This window comes from Streptomyces sp. R21 (assembly GCF_041051975.1).
Lineage (GTDB): Bacteria > Actinomycetota > Actinomycetes > Streptomycetales > Streptomycetaceae > Streptomyces.
Genome location: NZ_CP163435.1, coordinates 9,001,465 through 9,018,568 on the forward strand (window position 1 = coordinate 9,001,465; position 17,104 = coordinate 9,018,568).

The following is a 17,104-nucleotide window of genomic DNA, read 5'->3' on the forward strand; positions in this document are numbered from 1 at the left end:
CCGTACGCTCGCCGACACCATGTGCAGGAAGTCTGGACGATCCGGTCATCCCAGACAACGCCCGGGACAGACAAGCTCCCTGACTGAGTATCACCATGTGTCGATGAACGACCTCCGCTCGCGAGGCAGCTCCTTGCACCCCTCCAACGCCCCCAGAACCCACCCCCGAGACTCCGCCGGATCGATCACCGCGTCGATCTCCAGCGCAGCCGCCGCATTGACCGCCTTCCCGCGCTCGTACAGCTCGGCCACCCGCGCCTCGAAGGCCCGCTCGCGCTCCTCGGGATCCGTGATCGCCTCCAGCTCCTTGCGGTAGCCGAGTCGGACCGCGCCCTCCAGGCCCATGCCGCCGAACTCACCGCTGGGCCAGGCGGCGGTGGCCGCGGGGGCGCGGGTGGAGCCGCCCATCATGGCCATGGCACCGAGGCCGTACGCCTTTCTGAGGACGAGGCTGACGAGCGGTACGCGGAGGTTCGCGCCGGTGACGAACAGGCGGGCGAAGTGCCGCACCGTGGCGGTGCGTTCGGCGTCCGGGCCCACCATGAACCCGGGGGTGTCGCAGAGGGAGACGACAGGGAGGCCGAGGGCGTCGCAGAGTTGCAGGAAGCGAGCCGTCTTGTCGGCCGCGTCGCGGTCGATGGCGCCGCCCAGGTGAGCCGGATTGCTGGCGATCAACCCGAGCGGGCCTCCCTCGATACGGACGAGGCTCGTCAGCACACCCACCCCGAACGAGGGACGCAGCTCCAGCACCGAGCCGACGTCCGCCAGTGCCGCCACGGCGGCCCGCATGTCGTACGCGCGCCGCCGGTTCTCGGGTACGACATGCCGCAGCAGTCGCCGGTCCGGCTCCTCCCAACTGCCCTGCGCCCCCTGGAAGTACGAGAGGTACTGCCGCGCCACCCGCACAGCCCCCGCCTCGTCGGTGACGGCGATGTCCACGACCCCGTTGGGGACCTGGACCGAGAGCGGTCCGACCTCCTCGGGCCGGTACACGCCGAGTCCGCCGCCCTCGATCATCGCCGGGCCGCCCATGCCGATCGTGGCCTCGGGCGTCGCGATGACCACGTCGCAGCAGCCCAGCAGGGCGGCGTTGCCCGCGAAGCAGCGCCCCGAGGCGATGCCGACGAGCGGGACCAGACCACTGAGGCGGCCCATCCGGTGGAAGGTCGTCACGTCCAGCCCGGCGACGGAAGTGGTGTCCGTGTCGCCGGGCCGGCCCCCGCCACCCTCCGCGAACAGGACGACGGGCAACCGCCGTTGCTCGGCGAGCTCCAGCATCCGGTCGGTCTTGCGGTGGTTCTGCAGCCCCTGGGTGCCCGCGAGGACCGTGTAGTCGTACGACATCGCCACGCATGGCGCGCCGTTGACGTGCCCGGTGCCGGTGACCATGCCGTCGGCCGGGGTGGAGCGGATCAGGTCGTCCAGGGAACGGCGTCGGCGCTGCGCTGCGATCGCCAGCGCCCCGTACTCGGTGAACGTCCCCTCGTCGCAGAGGTCCTGGATGTTCTCGCGTGCGGTCCGGCGGCCGATCGCGTGCCGTTTCGCGACGGCTTCGGGGCGGTTCTCGTCGAGGCCGAAGGAATGGCGCCGCACCGCCTCGGCCAGGTCGGGCCGTACGGCGTCCAGATCCGGCACCTCGTCGGCCCCGGCATCGCCGGTCGGCCCGCTCACCTCGTCCAGCGCCATCAAGGGGCGCCCCTCGACGACCGTTTCCCCGACGCGCGCGTGCACGGCGAGGACGACTCCGGAGCCCGGAGAGCTGACGACGTGTTCCATCTTCATGGCTTCGAGGATCATCAACTGCTGCCCGGAGCACACCGGTTCGCCCGCAGCGACCTCGACGGAGACGACCGTGCCGCTCATGGGCGCGCTCACGATGCCTCCGCGAGTCACCGGAGCGGCTTCCTCCTCCACCGGCAACAGCTCGGCCAAGTGCGCTTCCACGAAGCCGGTGTGGCTCCAGAATCGCGGCTGCTCGAGCAGCTCCCGCAGCAGGGGAATTCCGGTCCGTACGCCCTCGATCCCGAACTCGCCGAGAGCCCTGCGTGCCCGCACGCATGCGGCCTCGAAGCCGCCCGGCGCATGGGCGACGACCTTGGCGAGCAGCGAGTCGTAGCGGACGCCGACCTCCGCACCGGCGCGCGCGGCGGTGTCCACGCGCACACCGGGCCCCGTCGGCACGTCGAACCGCGTGAGCCGGCCGGCCGACGGCCGCACCACCCCACCCACGGAGGTCACCTCGGCGTTCACCCGCGCCTGGACGGCATAGCCGCGCGGCGACGGCGGCGGTCCCGCGAGCCCCACGTCCGCCAGCGACTCGCCTGCCGCCAGGCGCAGTTGTACGGCGACCAGGTCGACGCCGGTCACCTCCTCGGTGACGGTGTGCTCGACCTGGAGGCGCGGATTGGCCTCGATGAAGTGGAACTCCTCGCCCCTGACCAGGAATTCGAAGGTGCCGAGGCCTGTGTAGTGGGTGAAGCGCGCCATGCGCAGAGCGCTGGAGAGGAGCTTCTCCCTTGTGGAGTCGGCCAGTTCGGGCGCGGGAGCGATCTCGATCAGTTTCTGGTGGCGTCGCTGGGCGCTGCAGTCCCGCTCCCAGAGATGGGTGACGGCCCCGGTCGCGTCGCCCAGGATCTGCGCCTCGATGTGCCGGGAGCCTTCCAGTAGCCGCTCCACGTACAACTCGCCCCGCCCGAAGCCCTGTTGGGCCTCCGCCCGGCACCGCTCCCAGGCCGCGGCCAACTCGTCGGGTGTGCGGACCACCCGCATGCCGCGCCCGCCGCCTCCGCCGACCGCCTTGATCATCACCGGGCCGCCGGTGAGGAACTCGCGCGCGTCGTCCAGTGAGGTGGCCCCGTCCGTCCCCGCAAGGACGGGCACCCCGAGTTGCCGCGCGAGCGCGCGGGCGCGGGACTTGTCGCCGAAGAGATCCAGGACCTCAGGGGAGGGACCCACGAACGTGATCCCGGCCTCCGCGCAGCTGCGCGCGAACGCGGCGCTCTCGCTCAGGAACCCGTACCCGGGGTGCAGGAAGGAGCAGCCGGTGACGCGCACGGCGGCCAGAAGCGAATCTGCGTCCAGGTAGTCCTTCAACGGCACGGCCTCGTCCGCCTGTTGGACGTGCGCGTCGTCGCCCTCGGCGTACACCGCGACGGTGCGCAGCCCGATCTCGGACACGGCGCGCAGCACACGTACGGCGATCTCCCCGCGGTTGGCGACGAGTACGGCGGCAGCGCCCATGAGCCCCTCCGGAAGGCCGTGGCCGGGTCGGCCCCGCCATGCTCACGGACATCGCCGTCCACATCAATATGGTCGCCGCGCGGTCCGCGAGCCCTGGCTGTTCGCGTCGCGGTCGGCGGCCGTGGCCGAGCTCGCGAGCCAGTCGTACGCGGCCCGCGCGGTGAACTCGGCGTGACCGCCCCGCAGCAGCAACCCGGCCGTCGCGAACGCGGGGTCGTCGGCCTGCGCGACGACGTACGGGATCGCGATGCAGCGCATCCCGGCCGCATGCGCGGCGGCGGCGCCCGGGGTCGCGTCCTCCAGGACCACGCAGTCCGCCGGGGCGGCGCCCAGGCGGCGCGCGGCCTCCAGGAAGACGTCGGGGGCGGGCTTGCCCTGCGCGACCTCGTCCGCCGAGACGACCGTGGTGAGCTGGGCGGCCAGCCCCGTGCCGGTCAGGATCGCCTCGATGGCCTCGGGCGACGAGCCGGAGGCCACAGCCATCGGGACGCTCTCGCCCGCCAGCAGCTCCACGAGCTTCCGCATCTCGGGATACACAGGCGTCGCGGCCCGGGCGCGCTCCAGATAGCGGTGGTTCAGTTCGGCGAGGAGGTCGGTCTGCGGCACCTCGATCCCGTAGCGCGTCTTCCAGAGTCCGAGCGTCTCCCAGGTGCTGATCCCCACGTACTGCTCGTTGTCGCGCCAGGTGTAGCCGGGGACGCCGTGGTGGCTGAGCAGCTCGCGCGATGCCTCGTAGTAGTTCGGCTCGCTGTCCACGAGTGTTCCGTCGAGATCGAAGATGACCGAGATGTCGCCGAGAGTGCTCATGGTCTCCAGGATGCCAACGCTCCATGGCGCCCGGCGGGAAGGGTCAGCTCCGCGCCGCGCGTCCGACCGCCTCCACCAGCGGCAGCAGCCGGTGCGGTACCCGCTCGCGCAGGGCCACCTCGGTGCGGGTGCGGACCACGCCCGGCAGGCTGATCAGGGCCTGGATGACGTCCTCCAGGTGCGCGTTGTCCCGCGCCGCGACCCGCGTCAGCAGATCGCCGCCACCCGTGATCGAGAAGACCTCGATGATCTCCGGCACGGCGGCGAGTGCGTCGCTCACATCGTCGAGATGGCCCTGTGTGACCTCGATGTGCACGAAGGCCAGCACCGGGTGGCCGAGCGCCGCGGGGGACAGCGTGGGACCCGTGCCCGTGATCACGCCGTCCCGCTCCAGGCGGTCGAGGCGGGCCTGCACCGTGCCGCGGGCCACGCCGAGGATGCGGGCGTACTCGCGCACGCTGGTGCGCGGCTGTTCCAGAAGGAGCCGCAGGATGCGGGTGTCGAGTGCGTCCACGGCCATGGTCCGTTGGCCTCCCTGCGGTCAGAAGTGATGGTCAACGACTGTACCAATGGCCCAGCTCAAACGGCATGAGTTGAGCCACTGCCTCAGTCTTGCTTATGTTGTCCGTATTGATGGCGCCGCGCAGCGCAGGACGGCAACGAAGCCGGATTCCGTGCCCGCGGCGCCATTCCCATGTCCCGATCCCGGACGCCGTGCCCCTTAACTGGGACACACGCATGTCCTGAACCGGGACCCCATGTCCTCAAGCAGGACACCCATGTCCTGAACAGGGACGGACGACGTAGCGAAGTGGGGGCGGGCCGCCGACGGTGAAGAAGATGTTCATGGCTCCGGATCCGGGACTGGTCCGACTGCGGGTCTCGCTGCGGGCCGTGCTCGGCATCGGCCTCGCGGTCACCGCCTCGGAACTGGCCGGACTCTCCCTGCCCGCCTCGATCACCGGCGGGCTCGCGGCGCTCCTCGCGCTGTTCACGGTCGGCGATCCGACGGTGCGGGGCCAGGCGGTCACCACCGCGCTGCTGCCCGTCGTCGGCCTGCCCGTGCTCGCTCTCGCGACGGCGCTGCACGGGGTGGAGACGCTGCGCGACGCGACCTGGCTCGCCGTGATCTTCTGCGGGGTTTACGCCCGCCGCTGGGGGCCGCGCGGCCACGCACTCGGCATCTTCGCGTTCATGATGTTCTTCACCACGCAGTTCCTGCACGCCGTGGCCGGGCAACTGCCACAGCTGTACGCCGCGGTGGCGCTGTCCCTGGCCGTCGCCTCAGCGGTGCGCTTCGGCGTGTGGTGCATCGAGCGGCGCACTCCGCCGCCCGCGGCGCCGGCCCCGCTCGGCGGACGCGGGCTCGCCCGGCCCGTCACGCGCCAGGCCTTCCAGGCGACCGCCGCCTGCGCCTTCGCGATCGCCGCCGGTCAGGTGCTGTCCCACGAGCGCTGGTACTGGGCTGTCGGCGCCGCCTGGTGGATCTTCGTCAACACGACCTCGCGCGGCGAGACGCTGGTCCGCGGTTTCCGGCGCGTCCTCGGAACGGTCACGGGCATCGCGGCCGGCCTGCTGATCGCCGTACCGCTGCACGGCGCCCCGGCGCCCACCGCCGCGCTCGTCGCCGTCTGCGTCTTCGGGATCTTCTACACCGCGGCTCCGTCGTACAGCTGGATGATGTTCTTCGTCACCGTCATGGCCGGCCTGCTCTACGGGCTGCTCGGGGTGCTCCACCCCGGCCTCCTCGCGCTGCGCCTCGCCGAGACCGGCGTCGGCGCGCTCGGGGCCGCGCTCGCCGTCGCGCTGATCCTGCCGATCACCACGCACGCGGTCACCGACCAGTGGGTGCACCGGGCGTTGTACGCCGTGCACGGCTGCACCTCGGCGGCGGCCGCGCGGCTCGCGGGCGACGCCTCGGCCGACCCGGCGCCGCGCGCGGCGGAGCTCGAAGCACTTCTGGGGCGCGTACGGATGGCTCTCGCGCCCCTGGTGCACCCGCTCAACCCGATCCGGGCGCGCAGGGCCCGGGCCCGCCAGGTGCTCGCCCTGCTCGATGACTGCGCCCGCGAGGTACGGGGCCTCGCAGCCGTCGCAGCCGACCCGGACGCCTCACACGACGCACGCCTCACGGCCGCCTGCCGGCGCGTCGAGACGGCGGTGGAGACGCTGGTCGGAGCCGTTCCGGAACGCGCCGTGACCGCGCACGCCGGCGCCCCCGGTCACCACCCCGGCGCCGAGCAGGCCCTCGCCCACCTGCACGGTCTGGAGCGGGCGCTCGCGGCCCTCGCCACGCCCCTGCGAAGCTCCCCGCGCTCGCCGCTCCTCAGCGCCTGACCCCGGCCGACGCCGGACGTTGGACACCCGGCCCCCGGATGAGGCAGTTTTACCGGCCACCTAGAGGGTGGATCAGGCCACCGGCCGGGTAACCCCGCGGCTATCAGACGCACGGAACCCGCGGACCGTGCGGGAGCGGCCCGCGGGCGGAGCCCCTTGGGGGTGGCGCCATGCGGAATTTCCCCCGCACCACCGCACGCGGTGAACGCCTCACCGACGCGACCGACGCCCAGCACACGGACGCGCGTCCCCTCGCGCCCTGGGCCGCGGAACCGGGCGGCTGGCTGGACCGGGTTCCGCGCGGCCGCGCGAGTGACGCCGCCGATCCCGGCGTACGTCCGGGCACGTCGTCCCCTACGCCCCACGCGCCCCCTGCGTACGCGGCGGATCGTTCCGCCTGGGGACGCGTGACAGGCCTACAGGGCCGACTCCTCCCCGGCGGCCCGCCGCGCGGCGGAGCGGAGGAGGGCGGGGCGTTCGGGCGCGACGGGCTGGAGGCGCGTGCCCCGGATGCGGCGTATGGCCGTAGCGCCTTGGATGGGCGCGCGGTGGACGTGGGGAGTGGCCGCGCTGGCCTGGATGGGCGTGCTCCGGATTTGGCGTCCGGTCGCGAGGGCTTGGATGGGCGTGCTGCGGATGTGGCCCGTGGCCGCAATGGGGCGGACGTGGGTGGCTTGGACTTGCGTGCCCCGGATGCGGCGTCCGGTCGTAGCGCCCTGGATGGGTGCGCGGCGGACCTGGCGAGTGGCCGCACTGGTCTGGATGGGCGCGCTGTGGACTCGGCGTACGGCTGCGACGGCCTGGACGTGCGCGCCCCGGACACGGCACACGTCCGCAACGGCCCGGATGCGCGCGCACCCGACACTCCCCGCGGTGGGCACCCGGCCCCCGGAAGCAGAACAGCAGGCCCGGGCAGGGGCTCCGGCACGGACGGTCCAGTCGTGCCGGCCGTCCCCGCTCCGGTCCCGCGTCGCCCGAGCGCGCGTACCCCCTCCGGCCGCGCCGTCGCACCGGACGCGCCGATGGCGCCGTACGAACTCCTCAGTGCCGCAGCCGAATTCCTGACTCTCCACCACACCGAGGAACGGCTCGGCGACCCGGCCCGGCGGATCGCCGCCGCGCACGCGGAGATCGCGGGCACCGGGACCTATCGCCACACCACCGAGGAACTCGTGTTCGGTGCGCGGGTCGCCTGGCGCAACGCCAACCGGTGCATCGGACGGCTGTACTGGCACTCCCTGCGCGTCCGCGACCGCAGGGAGGTGCGGGAGGCCGAGGACGTCGCCGCGGCTTCGGCGGACCATCTGCGGGAAGCCACTCGCGACGGCCGGATCCGCGCGCTCATCACCGTCTTCGCCCCCGACACGCCGGGGCGGCCCGGCCCGCGGATCTGGAACGAGCAGTTGGTCCGGTACGCGGGCTATCCGCGCCCCGACGGCGGGGTGACCGGCGATCCGCGCAACGCCGGCATCACCGCACTCGCCCGGCGGCTCGGCTGGCCCGGCGGCCCGGGAACGGCCTTCGACGTGCTGCCGCTGGTGATCCAGGGCGCCGACGACACGCCCCGCTGGTTCGCGCTGCCCGACGACGCGGTGCTCGAAGTGGACCTCGCCCACCCCGAGTACCCCTGGTGGCGGGCGCTCGGACTGCGCTGGCACGCCGTGCCCGCACTCGCCAACATGTGCCTGGAGATCGGTGGCATCTGCTACCCGGCCGCGCCCTTCAACGGCTGGTACATGGGCACCGAGATCGGGGCCCGCAACCTCGCCGACGCCGACCGCTACGACCTGCTGCCGCGCATCGCCCACCGTCTCGGCCTCGACACCCGCACGGACCGCTCGCTGTGGAAGGACCGCACCCTCGTCGAGCTCAACCGCTCGGTGCTGCACTCCTTCGACCGGGCGGGCGTCACGATCGCCGACCATCACACGGAGTCCCGGCGCTTCCTCACTCACCTGGGCCGGGAGGAGGGCAAGGGCCGCCGGGTCGGCGCCGACTGGTCGTGGATCGTGCCGCCCATCTCCGGCTCGGCCACACCCGTCTTCCATCGCATGTACGAGACGGTGGAGCGCACGCCCGCGTACGTCCACCATCCGGAGGCACACGCGCGCGCCAACGGCACCGAAATGGTCTAGACCGATGGCCTTCTGCTGCTACCGTCGCCCCGGACAGCGCAGCACCGAGAGGGGACGGAAGTGGCAGAGGGCAGACGGCAACCACGTGCGTTCATCGGCTCGTTCACGGCAGCGGGAGGCCCGGGCGTCCTCACCGCCGCCATGGACCCGTGCGACGGCGCGCTCACGGTGCTCAGCGCGACGGACGGCGTCCCCGACCCCTCGTACCTGGCCCTGTCGCCCACCAAGGACATGCTGTACGCGGTCAGCGAGACCGCCGAGGGCGCGGTGGCCGCGTACCGCGTCACGGGCGACAAGGCGGAACTGACCGGCCCACCGGTGCCGGTCGGCGGCAGCGGCCCCACCCACCTCAGCGTGCACGCCGGGCACGTGCTGACCGCGAACTACGGCTCCGGCAGCGTCACGGCCCTGCCCGTCCGCGTCGACGGCACCCTCACCCAGACCCCGTCCAGCGTGCTGCGGCACACCGGCTCGGGACCGCACACCCCGCGCCAGCACGGCCCGCACGCCCACCAGGTGCAGCCCGACCCGAGCGGACGATGGGCGGTGAGCGTCGACCTCGGCACCGACTCCGTACGGGTGTGCACGCTGGCCGGCGGCACGCTCGCGGTGCACCGCGAGATCGCGCTGCGCCCCGGCTCCGGGCCCCGCCACCTGGCATTCCACCCGCGCGGCGAGCACGCCTACGTGCTCAACGAACTCGCGCCGACCGTGACCGTCTGCCGCTGGGACGCCGCCGAGGGCACGCTGCGACCCGTCGGCGAGACACCGGTGCTGTCGGGAGTCCCGGACGGCGACGCTTACCCGTCGGGCATCGCCGTGTCGCCCGACGGCCGCTTCGTGTGGACGGCCACGCGCGGCCAGGACATGCTGTCCGTGCTCACGCCGGACGCGGTGGGCGAGGGGCTGCGGCTGGTCGCCATGGTGTCGTCCGGCGGCCACTGGCCGCGCGCGCTGGCCGTCGACCCCTCGGGGCGCTTCCTGTACGCCGCGAACGAGCGCTCCGGTGACGTGACCTGGTTCGTGGTCGACCCGGACACGGGCGTGCCGCGGCGGGGCGGCTCCGTGGAGGCTCCGGCGGCGTCCTGCGTGGTCTTCGGCTGACCGCACGGCCCGTGTACAGCAGAAGGGCCCGCTCCTGCGAGAGGAGCGGGCCTTTCGACGTGCGGTGGTCCTGGGCTCAGCGGACCGGAGTGCCCTGCGGCTGCGGAGGGGCGATGCCCAGCGCCGTCGTGTACTTGGCCAGCGCCAGCTTGCCGATCGCCGGGTACGGACCGAGCGCCTCGGCGGCGGAGCAGCCCGCCTCCTTGGCGGCCGCGTCCAGCAGCCCCGCGTCGATCTCCGGGCCGATCAGGTACGGCGCGAGCGCCAGGTGCTGCGAGCCCGAGCCGCGCAGCTGCTCGGCGGTGGCCGCGATCGAGCCCTCCTCGTCGAGCGCCGCCGCCATCACCGGCACGGCGAGGCGCGCGGCGAGCAGCATGCCGGTGATCCCGGCCGCCTGCACGGCCTCCTCGCCGCCCACGGAGGCGAGGATGATCCCGTCCGCGGCGGTGGCCACGGTGAACAGCCGGGCGCGGTCGGCGCGCGCCAGACCCGCCTCGGACAGGCGCACGTGCAGCCCCTCGGCGAGCAGCGGGTGCGGGCCGAGGACATCGGCGAGATCCGCGGCGACACGGCTGTCCATGACGGCCTGACGCAGGCGGCGCAGCAGCGCGTTGTCCGGTCCGGCGAGCAGCGGCACGACGACGGCCACGGGGCCCTCGGGCGCGGCGGCGTCGACACCGGCGGCGCGGGCCTGCTCGTAGCGCGCGACGCGCTCCTGGGCGGCGTGCGTGAGCACGGACTGCAGCGTGGGGAACTCGGCGTCGTCCCCGTCGAGGTACCCGATGCGGGCGTCGAGGCCGGGGAGCTCGGAGCGCGCGATGCTCACGACCTCCTCGGCGAGGCTGCGCGTGGCGGCGCTGGGCGTGCCCGGCACCGCGAGGAGAAGCGCGGGCGCGCCCTCGGGAGCCGCCAGGGGCTCGGGACGGCGGTGCCGCCCGGGCTGGCGAGGTCGCGGCATTCGTACTGGCAGGCCGGACGCGGGCCCAGTGGGGGAGCTCATGGCGACGCATGTTACTGGTTTCCTGGGTTCCCCTGTTCGGGGAGGGTGCAGGTGAGCGGTATCCGTCCGCTTTTGTCTGATGAGTTACGAACCGATCAGAAGTGAGCAGTACGGCATGGCTTAAGCGCCCCGGAGGGGGCGACGACCCGCGCATCCCGTTCAGGGTGCATCAGTCACCGGTTTCGGCCACTGCTTTCGGCCACTTCCAGCAGTCGTCGGTTCCGGTCGCCACGTCAGTTACCGGTCTCGGCCGCCACGAACAGCATCCGCTCGTCGCGCGGCAGTGCGAGCTCGCCGTTCGCCAGGTCGATACCGATGTTCACGGCGCCGGTCAGCGGGTCGCCCGCCGCCGATACCTGCCGTGTATGCGGCAGTCGCGCTGCGAGCTCTTCCCGCAGGGGTACGAGGAGGGGGGCGCCCATCTTGAACAGGCCCCCGGCGAGGGCGACCTGAACCTCCTTCATCTCGGGGCAGACCGCGGCCGCGGAGTCGGCCATGTCCCGCGCGGCGGCGCGCAGGATCCCCGAGGCGACCGAGTCGCTCCCGGCGCACCCCGCCACCTCGGGCGCGAACGCGGCGAGCACCGCAGGCCGGTCGCTGCGCGGATACACCTTGCCCGGCAGGCCCGGCATCGGCCCGAACATCGCCTCGGCGCGCGCCAGCAGCTCTGTGGATCCGCCCGGGCGCCCGTCGAAGGCCCGGACGGCCGCCTCCAGCCCGGCCCGGCCGATCCATGCCCCGCCGCCGCAGTCGCCGAGCAGATGACCCCATCCGTCGGCCCTGTGCCACTGCTTCAGATCCGTGCCGACCGCGATCATGCCCGTGCCCGCGGCGATCACGGCGCCCGGCCGCTGCCCGAGCGCCGCCGCGTACGCGGTGACCGCGTCGGCGATCAACGCCAGCCGCCGGGCGCCGAGTTCGCGCGCAAGTGCCGACGGCAGCCGCGCGCGCAGCTCGTCGCCGAGGGTGGCGAGCCCCGCGGCCCCGATCGCGACCGCGGCCAGCTCGCCGACCTCGGCGTCGGCCATCAACTGCCTGGCCATCGGCAGCAGTTGCTCCAGCAGATGCCCGGCGTCGATGCCGCGCGGGCCGGTGCGCACCGGCTCCTTGGAGATCAGGGGAACGGAAAGGGAGACCGCGCCGGTGGAGCCGCGGACGGCGAGTGCGACGCGCAGGCCCGAGCCTCCGGAGTCCACGGCCAGCACACCGGGCACCGCGCCGGACGCCGCACCCGAGTGCCTCACGGCAGGCGCCAGTCCACCGGCTCCGCACCCTGCCCGGTCAACAGGTCGTTGGCGCGGCTGAAGGGGCGTGAGCCGAAGAAGCCGCGGTCCGCCGACATCGGGGAGGGGTGCGCGGACTCCACGGACGGCAGGTCGCCGAGCAGCGGGCGCAGATTGCGCGCGTCACGGCCCCACAGGATCGACACCAGCGGCCGCCCGCGGGCGGCCAGCGCCCGTATCGCCTGCTCGGTGACTTCCTCCCAGCCCTTGCCGCGGTGCGCCGCAGGGCTGCGCGGAGCCGTGGTGAGCGCCCTGTTGAGCAACAGCACGCCCTGCTGCGTCCACGGCGTGAGGTCGCCGTTGGACGGCTGGGGAAGCCCCAGGTCGGTGTTGAGCTCCCGGTAGATGTTGATCAGGCTGCCGGGCAGCGGCCGTACCTCCGGTGCGACGGAGAACGACAGCCCCACCGCATGCCCCGGCGTCGGATACGGGTCCTGCCCGACGATGAGGACGCGGACCTCGTCGAAGGGCTGCTGGAAGGCCCGTAGGACGTTCGCCCCGGCCGGGAGATAGGTGCGTCCCGCGGCGATCTCCGCACGCAGGAAGTCGCCCATCTCGGCGATCCGTCCGGCGACGGGTTCGAGGGCCTTCGCCCAGCCCGGTTCGACGATTTCATGCAAGGGTCGTGGTGCCACGGGCGTCACCCTACTGCCGTACACACGGCGGAGATCAACCGGTGGTCGAAGAGCGACCGGGGATGACCGACGAGTTGACGAACAGGGTGCCTGCGGGACGCAGAGCGTGACTTCATGGCCGATCGGTCCCCCCGTCGCCTCAGCCGACGACCGCGGCGCGCACGCAGAGCACGTCCGGCAGGTGCGCGGCCAACTGCTGCCAGCTGTCCCCGTCGTCGGCCGACGCGAACACCTCGCCGTTGCGGTTGCCGAAGTACACGCCCGCCGGGTCCGCGCCGTCCGTGCACATCGCGTCGCGCAGCACCGTGCCGTAGTGGTCCTCCTGGGGCAGTCCGGCCGAGAGCGGCTCCCAGCTCTTGCCCGCGTCCGCCGTGCGGTAGACGCGACAGCGGTGATCGGCCGGAACGCGGTCCGCGTCGGCGTTGATCGGGAACACGTACGCGGTGTCGCCGCGGTGCGGGTGCGCGACCGCGGCGAAGCCGAACGTGGACGGCAGGCCCGCGCCGATGTCGGTCCAGTGCGCGCCCGCGTCGTCACTGCGGTACACACCCCAGTGGTTCTGCAGATACAGCCGGTCCGGTGTCGCCGCGTCCTGCGCGACCTTGTGCACGCACTGGCCGAACTCCGGGTTGGGATCGGGCAGGAACACCGCGGAGACACCGGAGTTGGACGGTTCCCAGCTCGCTCCGCCGTCATGGGTGCGGAACACCCCGGCCGTCGACACGGCGACCGTCACCGCCTGCGGGTCCCGCTCGTCGGTGAGCACGGTGTGCAGGCCCTCGCCGCCACCGCCCGGCACCCACTGGGAACGGGTGGGGTGCTCCCACAGCGGGCGCACCAGCTCGAAGGACTCGCCGCGGTCCCGGGAGCGGTACAGCGCGGCCGGTTCCGTGCCCGCGTACACCACGTCCGGCTCGGCGGCCGCCGGGTGCAGCTGCCACACCCGCTCCAGCGAAGCCCCGGTGTCCTTGGGGAACTTGACGGCGGGCTGGGCCGGTTCGGTCCACGTGCGGCCCAGGTCGTCGGAGTGGAAGACGGACGGACCCCAGTGCGCACTGTCCCCGCCGGCCAGCAGTCGCGGCGTCCCACCACGGGTGTCGATGGCGACCGAGTACACGGCCTGCGCGTTGAAGTACGGACTGTCGTCGAACTCCCAGGCGCCGCCGCGCCGCCGCCCGATGAACAGCCCCTTGCGTGTGCCTACGGTGAGCAGAACGTCGGTCATGCCGACCACCTCATCGACGTCGTTGTCTCAGATACGGGCCAGTCTGCACCTCGGCACTGACAGCCACCTCTGGACACGACATCGCAGCAGGTCGGAGCGGGTGCGTCGGGGCGCGGACGGAATCGCGCGCGGCCTGCGGCAAGCACGACCGGGAGGCGGTGGGACCGGTGCGACGGACGTGTCGCCGGTCACGGCGTGAGCATCGCGCGGACCGCTCGCGTATGGAAGGGCGATGTGGCATGTCCGTGCGGTCGTGAGGAGGACGCCATCGATGGCGGCATTCCGTGGTCCGAAGGTGTGGCTGTGGCGATGGCGGAGCAATCCGCTGCGGCGTGCCAGTGACGCCCTGGAGGCGTGGATCGTGCTCGCCGCGTGGACCCTCACCGTGCTCGGCGGGGTGTGCGGCGGGCTGGCGGCGACGCAGAACGTGGAGCACGGCCTCGCCCGGGAGCGGGCCGAGTGGCACACCGTCCCGGCCCGCCTCACGGAGAACGCGCCGACCACCTCCGCCCCGGGCGCTCCCGGATCCGGCGGCGACATGGTGTGGGCGAAGGCGCGCTGGAATGCCGCGGACGGTTCGGCGCGCAGCGGCCAGGCAAGGGTCTTCGCCGGCAGTTCCACGGGCACCACGGTCATGGTGTGGACGGACCGCGACGGCCGGCTGGTCACCAAGCCCGCCACCCCTTCCCAGGCACGGCTGCGGGCCTCGCTGGTGGGAGTCCTGGTCGGGGTGAGCGTCGCGGGCATCCCCTTCGTCGGCGGGCGGCTGGCCCGCAGCCGGCTGGAACGGCGGCGCATGGACCAGTGGGACGAGGCGTGGGAGCGCATCGACCCGCTGTGGGGGCGCAAAACCAGCTGACGGAGGAGCGGAGGGCGAGAACCACCGCGTCGGCGCAGGGCCGAGCGGGCCCACATCGGGCCGATCGGCCCCCTGCGCGGGCCCGGCCCGGCGCGCGACGCTGACAACGCAGAAGCTCCAGCGGCGGCTTCGCCCCGGCCGACCACGCACCCGGCCGGAGGGAACCGCCGCGGAGCGAGGAGCGTGCCATCGGGTCCGGGTACCCGGGACGAAGGCGGGTACCCGGCCCGCTCCGTGCGGTACATCCGAGCGCCGGCCCGCGCCGTACCGCACCTCGTCTGCGCGTCCGCGGCACCGGACGCGCAGACGAGCCCCCTCGACGGACCGTGGGGGACCGGCAACCGTTTTCAGGCCGCTACCCGGCGTCCAACGCCGTTCGGCAGAGACGCAGAAGCCGTTCGTCCTCAAGGATGTCGCCGCCGCCGTAGCCGCCGGAGTACACCCTGTGCCGCTGCGGCATGGCGAGTTCCGTGCGGAGCAGATCGTGGGCGGGCTCCGCTGCCCGGCCCATCCTGACGAGGCACTCGGCGATCGTGCCGCGGGTGTATGGGTTCGCGTGCCAGGCGGAACGGAGCACCGGGAGGACCGGTTCCGGATCCCCGGCGATGTCCCACAGGGCGCAGGCGGCGGCCGTCCGGTCCCACACGTTCCCGCCGTCCGCGTCGGCGGCCTCGGCCATGAGGTGCAGCGCGGGGAGCGCGGCGACGGCCGAGGACCCCAGCGGGCCCAGAGCTTCGGCGGCCGCTCGCCGGCTACTGGAATCGTCGGACGTCAACTCCCTGCGCAGCACCGGAAGTACGGCCTCGGCGTCGCCCTCCACGGACCACAGAGCAGCCGCGGACGTCGCCGCCCGGTCGCTGTTCAGCAGCTCTCGCAGCACCGGTATCGCCTCATGGGCGGCCGTTCCGAACGCTCCGAGCGCCTGGACCGCCGCCTCCACGATCACGGGCCTGCTCCGCACGTCGCCCGGCATGCCGTGCAGCAGCCGCAGCACCTCCGGCACCGCGGCCTCGTACCGCAGCGCGCCCAGCGAGTGCAGCAGCGGCGCAGCATGGTCGTACGTATCGGGGGCGTCGAGGGGGACAGCGCCGAGCCGGTTTTGCAGCAGCGGAGCCAGTGGGGCCGCCGCCGGGCCCAGGGATCCGACGATGTGCCCGAGGATGTTCGGCACCCCCGGCTGCTCCAACACCTGGGCGAGCGGCGGGACCGCCCGGGCGTCCCCGGTTCTGGCCAGCGCCGCCAGCGCGCTGCCCAGCGTCGGTGCCCCGTGTTCCCAGCGGCGGAGCCAGGACTCGGGACGGGCCGCCACCGCCGCGGCGAGGTGCTCGGCGGCCGGGGCCGCCAGGTCGAAGAGATCTTCCAGCACGGAGGCCGCGGCTTCGCGCAACCGCTTCTCGTCCGCGCCGAGTTGCTCGCCGATCAGCGCGATGGGCTCCTCGTACGAACCGCGCCAATCGCGGAACAGGCCCGCGGACATCCACACGGCGTTGCATCGGTCGGCCCGGGCGCCGCTGGTCAACTGCCCCTTGAGCAGGGCGATCCGGTCGGCGGTACGTCCGCCGAGGGCGGTGTGCAGCGTGCGCAGCAGTTGCGAGCCCTCCTCGTCCTCCGGCCGCAGCACCCGCAGTTGACCGATCAGTGTGTCGGTGGCCGGGCGCTCGAGTTCGTCCTGCTCCCTGGGCTCCTGCGCTCTGGCCCCGAGCAGGCCGATGACGAGGGGCACGAAGCCGGACGGCAGCCGCTCGGGCGCACAACCGGCGAGCTGGCCGAGCGCGGCCAGCCGCAGCCCCGGGGCACCCGGATCGGTGGCGAGCGCGACCAGGCCCTCGATCGCGGGAGCGGCAGCCGCCGGATGCCGACGCGCGAACAGCCCGAGGCCCTCGGCCAGTCCCTGCAGGACCCGTCCGTCCGGCTCGGCCTCCATGCGCACGCTCAACAGGCCGAGTACGCGCGCGGGTTCCTCAAGGAACATGACCAGGGCACGCGGTGCCGCCCGGCGAACCTCCGGATCCCGGTCGTCGATCAGCTCGGCGAAGACGGCGGCACCCGCTCGTATCGCGGCCCGCGCCATCGCGTAGTTGTCGTTGCCGTCGTCGTGCTTCCCGGCGCGGCCCTCCTGGGCGAAGGGCTCCTCCGAGTCCCCGCCGCCGATGCTCACCAGCAGCTCCACGATGCTGCCCCGGTCGGGCACCTCCGGCCGCGCGATCAGCGCGAACAGGAACGGGATGCAGGCGAGCGTCGAGTCGTAGACATCGCCCTGGTGGTGGACGGCGCCGTACAACCCGTCGAGAGCTCTTTCCCGCTCGTCCGGGCAGGGGGAGGCCAGCCCCTGCAACAACTGCGGAACCGTCTCGGCGCTTCCGTACGCATGTCGCATGGAGGCCCAATCGACCTCGTCCATCCCCGTGAACACAGCACCCTCCCCAGATGTGTGGCAACTGATCGCGAGTGTGCACCACGGCACTGACAGTGGCCTGTG

General features: G+C 73.2%; 12 protein-coding genes. 4 read left to right on the forward strand and 8 right to left on the reverse strand.

Annotated elements, in window-relative coordinates:
• Positions 1-90: 90 nt before the first annotated feature.
• The 3 genes from AB5J56_RS40265 to AB5J56_RS40275 form a co-directional block, all read right to left on the reverse strand.
• Positions 91-3,240 carry a carboxyl transferase domain-containing protein gene (locus tag AB5J56_RS40265; RefSeq protein WP_369240618.1) on the reverse strand — a complete coding sequence of 1,050 codons (3,150 nt, stop codon included), beginning with the start codon at positions 3,238-3,240 and terminating at the stop codon, positions 91-93.
• Between the two features lie 63 nt (positions 3,241-3,303).
• The gene (locus tag AB5J56_RS40270) at positions 3,304-4,047 is read right to left on the reverse strand and encodes an HAD family hydrolase (protein ID WP_369240620.1); all 744 of its coding nucleotides are present in this window, start codon (positions 4,045-4,047) and stop codon (positions 3,304-3,306) included.
• A gap of 43 nt (positions 4,048-4,090) precedes the next feature.
• A complete protein-coding gene (locus AB5J56_RS40275) occupies positions 4,091-4,567 on the reverse strand; it encodes an Lrp/AsnC family transcriptional regulator (RefSeq protein ID WP_369240622.1) in 477 nt (158 codons plus the stop codon).
• 320 nt (positions 4,568-4,887) lie between these two features.
• Here AB5J56_RS40275 and AB5J56_RS40280 point away from each other — a divergent pair, with 320 nt between their 5' ends.
• From AB5J56_RS40280 to AB5J56_RS40290, 3 genes are all read left to right on the forward strand, one after another.
• The gene (locus AB5J56_RS40280) at positions 4,888-6,384 is read left to right on the forward strand and encodes an FUSC family protein (RefSeq protein ID WP_369240624.1); all 1,497 of its coding nucleotides are present in this window, start codon (positions 4,888-4,890) and stop codon (positions 6,382-6,384) included.
• 1,022 nt (positions 6,385-7,406) lie between these two features.
• Complete coding sequence (locus tag AB5J56_RS40285) at positions 7,407-8,519, forward strand: nitric oxide synthase oxygenase (protein ID WP_369243064.1); 1,113 nt, start codon at positions 7,407-7,409, stop codon at positions 8,517-8,519.
• 60 nt (positions 8,520-8,579) lie between these two features.
• On the forward strand, positions 8,580-9,623 hold the full coding sequence (locus AB5J56_RS40290) for a lactonase family protein (protein ID WP_369240626.1): 1,044 nt from the start codon (positions 8,580-8,582) through the stop codon (positions 9,621-9,623).
• A 76-nt stretch (positions 9,624-9,699) separates the two neighbouring features.
• On the opposite strand, the gene AB5J56_RS40295 is transcribed toward AB5J56_RS40290, so the two are convergent.
• From AB5J56_RS40295 to AB5J56_RS40310, 4 genes are all read right to left on the reverse strand, one after another.
• A complete protein-coding gene (locus AB5J56_RS40295; RefSeq protein WP_369240628.1) occupies positions 9,700-10,623 on the reverse strand; it encodes a sirohydrochlorin chelatase in 924 nt (307 codons plus the stop codon).
• A gap of 233 nt (positions 10,624-10,856) precedes the next feature.
• Positions 10,857-11,867, reverse strand: coding sequence for an N-acetylglucosamine kinase (locus tag AB5J56_RS40300; protein ID WP_369240630.1), 1,011 nt, complete (start codon positions 11,865-11,867; stop codon positions 10,857-10,859).
• Positions 11,864-12,541 (reverse strand): uracil-DNA glycosylase, encoded by a 678-nt coding sequence (locus tag AB5J56_RS40305; RefSeq protein ID WP_369240632.1) that lies wholly within the window; start codon positions 12,539-12,541, stop codon positions 11,864-11,866. Before AB5J56_RS40305 ends, AB5J56_RS40300 begins: the two co-directional genes overlap by 4 nt.
• A gap of 139 nt (positions 12,542-12,680) precedes the next feature.
• A complete protein-coding gene (locus AB5J56_RS40310; RefSeq protein WP_369240634.1) occupies positions 12,681-13,766 on the reverse strand; it encodes a WD40/YVTN/BNR-like repeat-containing protein in 1,086 nt (361 codons plus the stop codon).
• Positions 13,767-14,037: 271 nt separating this feature from the next.
• Here AB5J56_RS40310 and AB5J56_RS40315 point away from each other — a divergent pair, with 271 nt between their 5' ends.
• Positions 14,038-14,625, forward strand: a complete 588-nt coding sequence (locus AB5J56_RS40315) for a hypothetical protein (protein WP_369240636.1) — start codon at positions 14,038-14,040, stop codon at positions 14,623-14,625.
• Between the two features lie 355 nt (positions 14,626-14,980).
• On the opposite strand, the gene AB5J56_RS40320 is transcribed toward AB5J56_RS40315, so the two are convergent.
• Entirely contained in the window at positions 14,981-17,026 is a 2,046-nt protein-coding gene (locus tag AB5J56_RS40320; RefSeq protein ID WP_369240638.1) for a HEAT repeat domain-containing protein, read from the reverse strand.
• Positions 17,027-17,104 lie beyond the last annotated feature (78 nt).

What these genes read in the sequence shown, in the direction of transcription:
- AB5J56_RS40265 (WP_369240618.1), bottom strand. Translation starts at nt 3,240, where the DNA reads ATGGGCGCTGCCGCCGTACTCGTCGCCAACCGCGGGGAGATCGCCGTA.
- AB5J56_RS40270 (WP_369240620.1), bottom strand. Translation starts at nt 4,047, where the DNA reads ATGAGCACTCTCGGCGACATCTCGGTCATCTTCGATCTCGACGGAACA.
- AB5J56_RS40275 (WP_369240622.1), bottom strand. Translation starts at nt 4,567, where the DNA reads ATGGCCGTGGACGCACTCGACACCCGCATCCTGCGGCTCCTTCTGGAA.
- AB5J56_RS40280 (WP_369240624.1), top strand. Translation starts at nt 4,888, where the DNA reads ATGTTCATGGCTCCGGATCCGGGACTGGTCCGACTGCGGGTCTCGCTG.
- AB5J56_RS40285 (WP_369243064.1), top strand. Translation starts at nt 7,407, where the DNA reads ATGGCGCCGTACGAACTCCTCAGTGCCGCAGCCGAATTCCTGACTCTC.
- AB5J56_RS40295 (WP_369240628.1), bottom strand. Translation starts at nt 10,623, where the DNA reads ATGAGCTCCCCCACTGGGCCCGCGTCCGGCCTGCCAGTACGAATGCCG.
- AB5J56_RS40310 (WP_369240634.1), bottom strand. Translation starts at nt 13,766, where the DNA reads ATGACCGACGTTCTGCTCACCGTAGGCACACGCAAGGGGCTGTTCATC.
- AB5J56_RS40315 (WP_369240636.1), top strand. Translation starts at nt 14,038, where the DNA reads ATGGCGGCATTCCGTGGTCCGAAGGTGTGGCTGTGGCGATGGCGGAGC.
- AB5J56_RS40320 (WP_369240638.1), bottom strand. Translation starts at nt 17,026, where the DNA reads ATGGACGAGGTCGATTGGGCCTCCATGCGACATGCGTACGGAAGCGCC.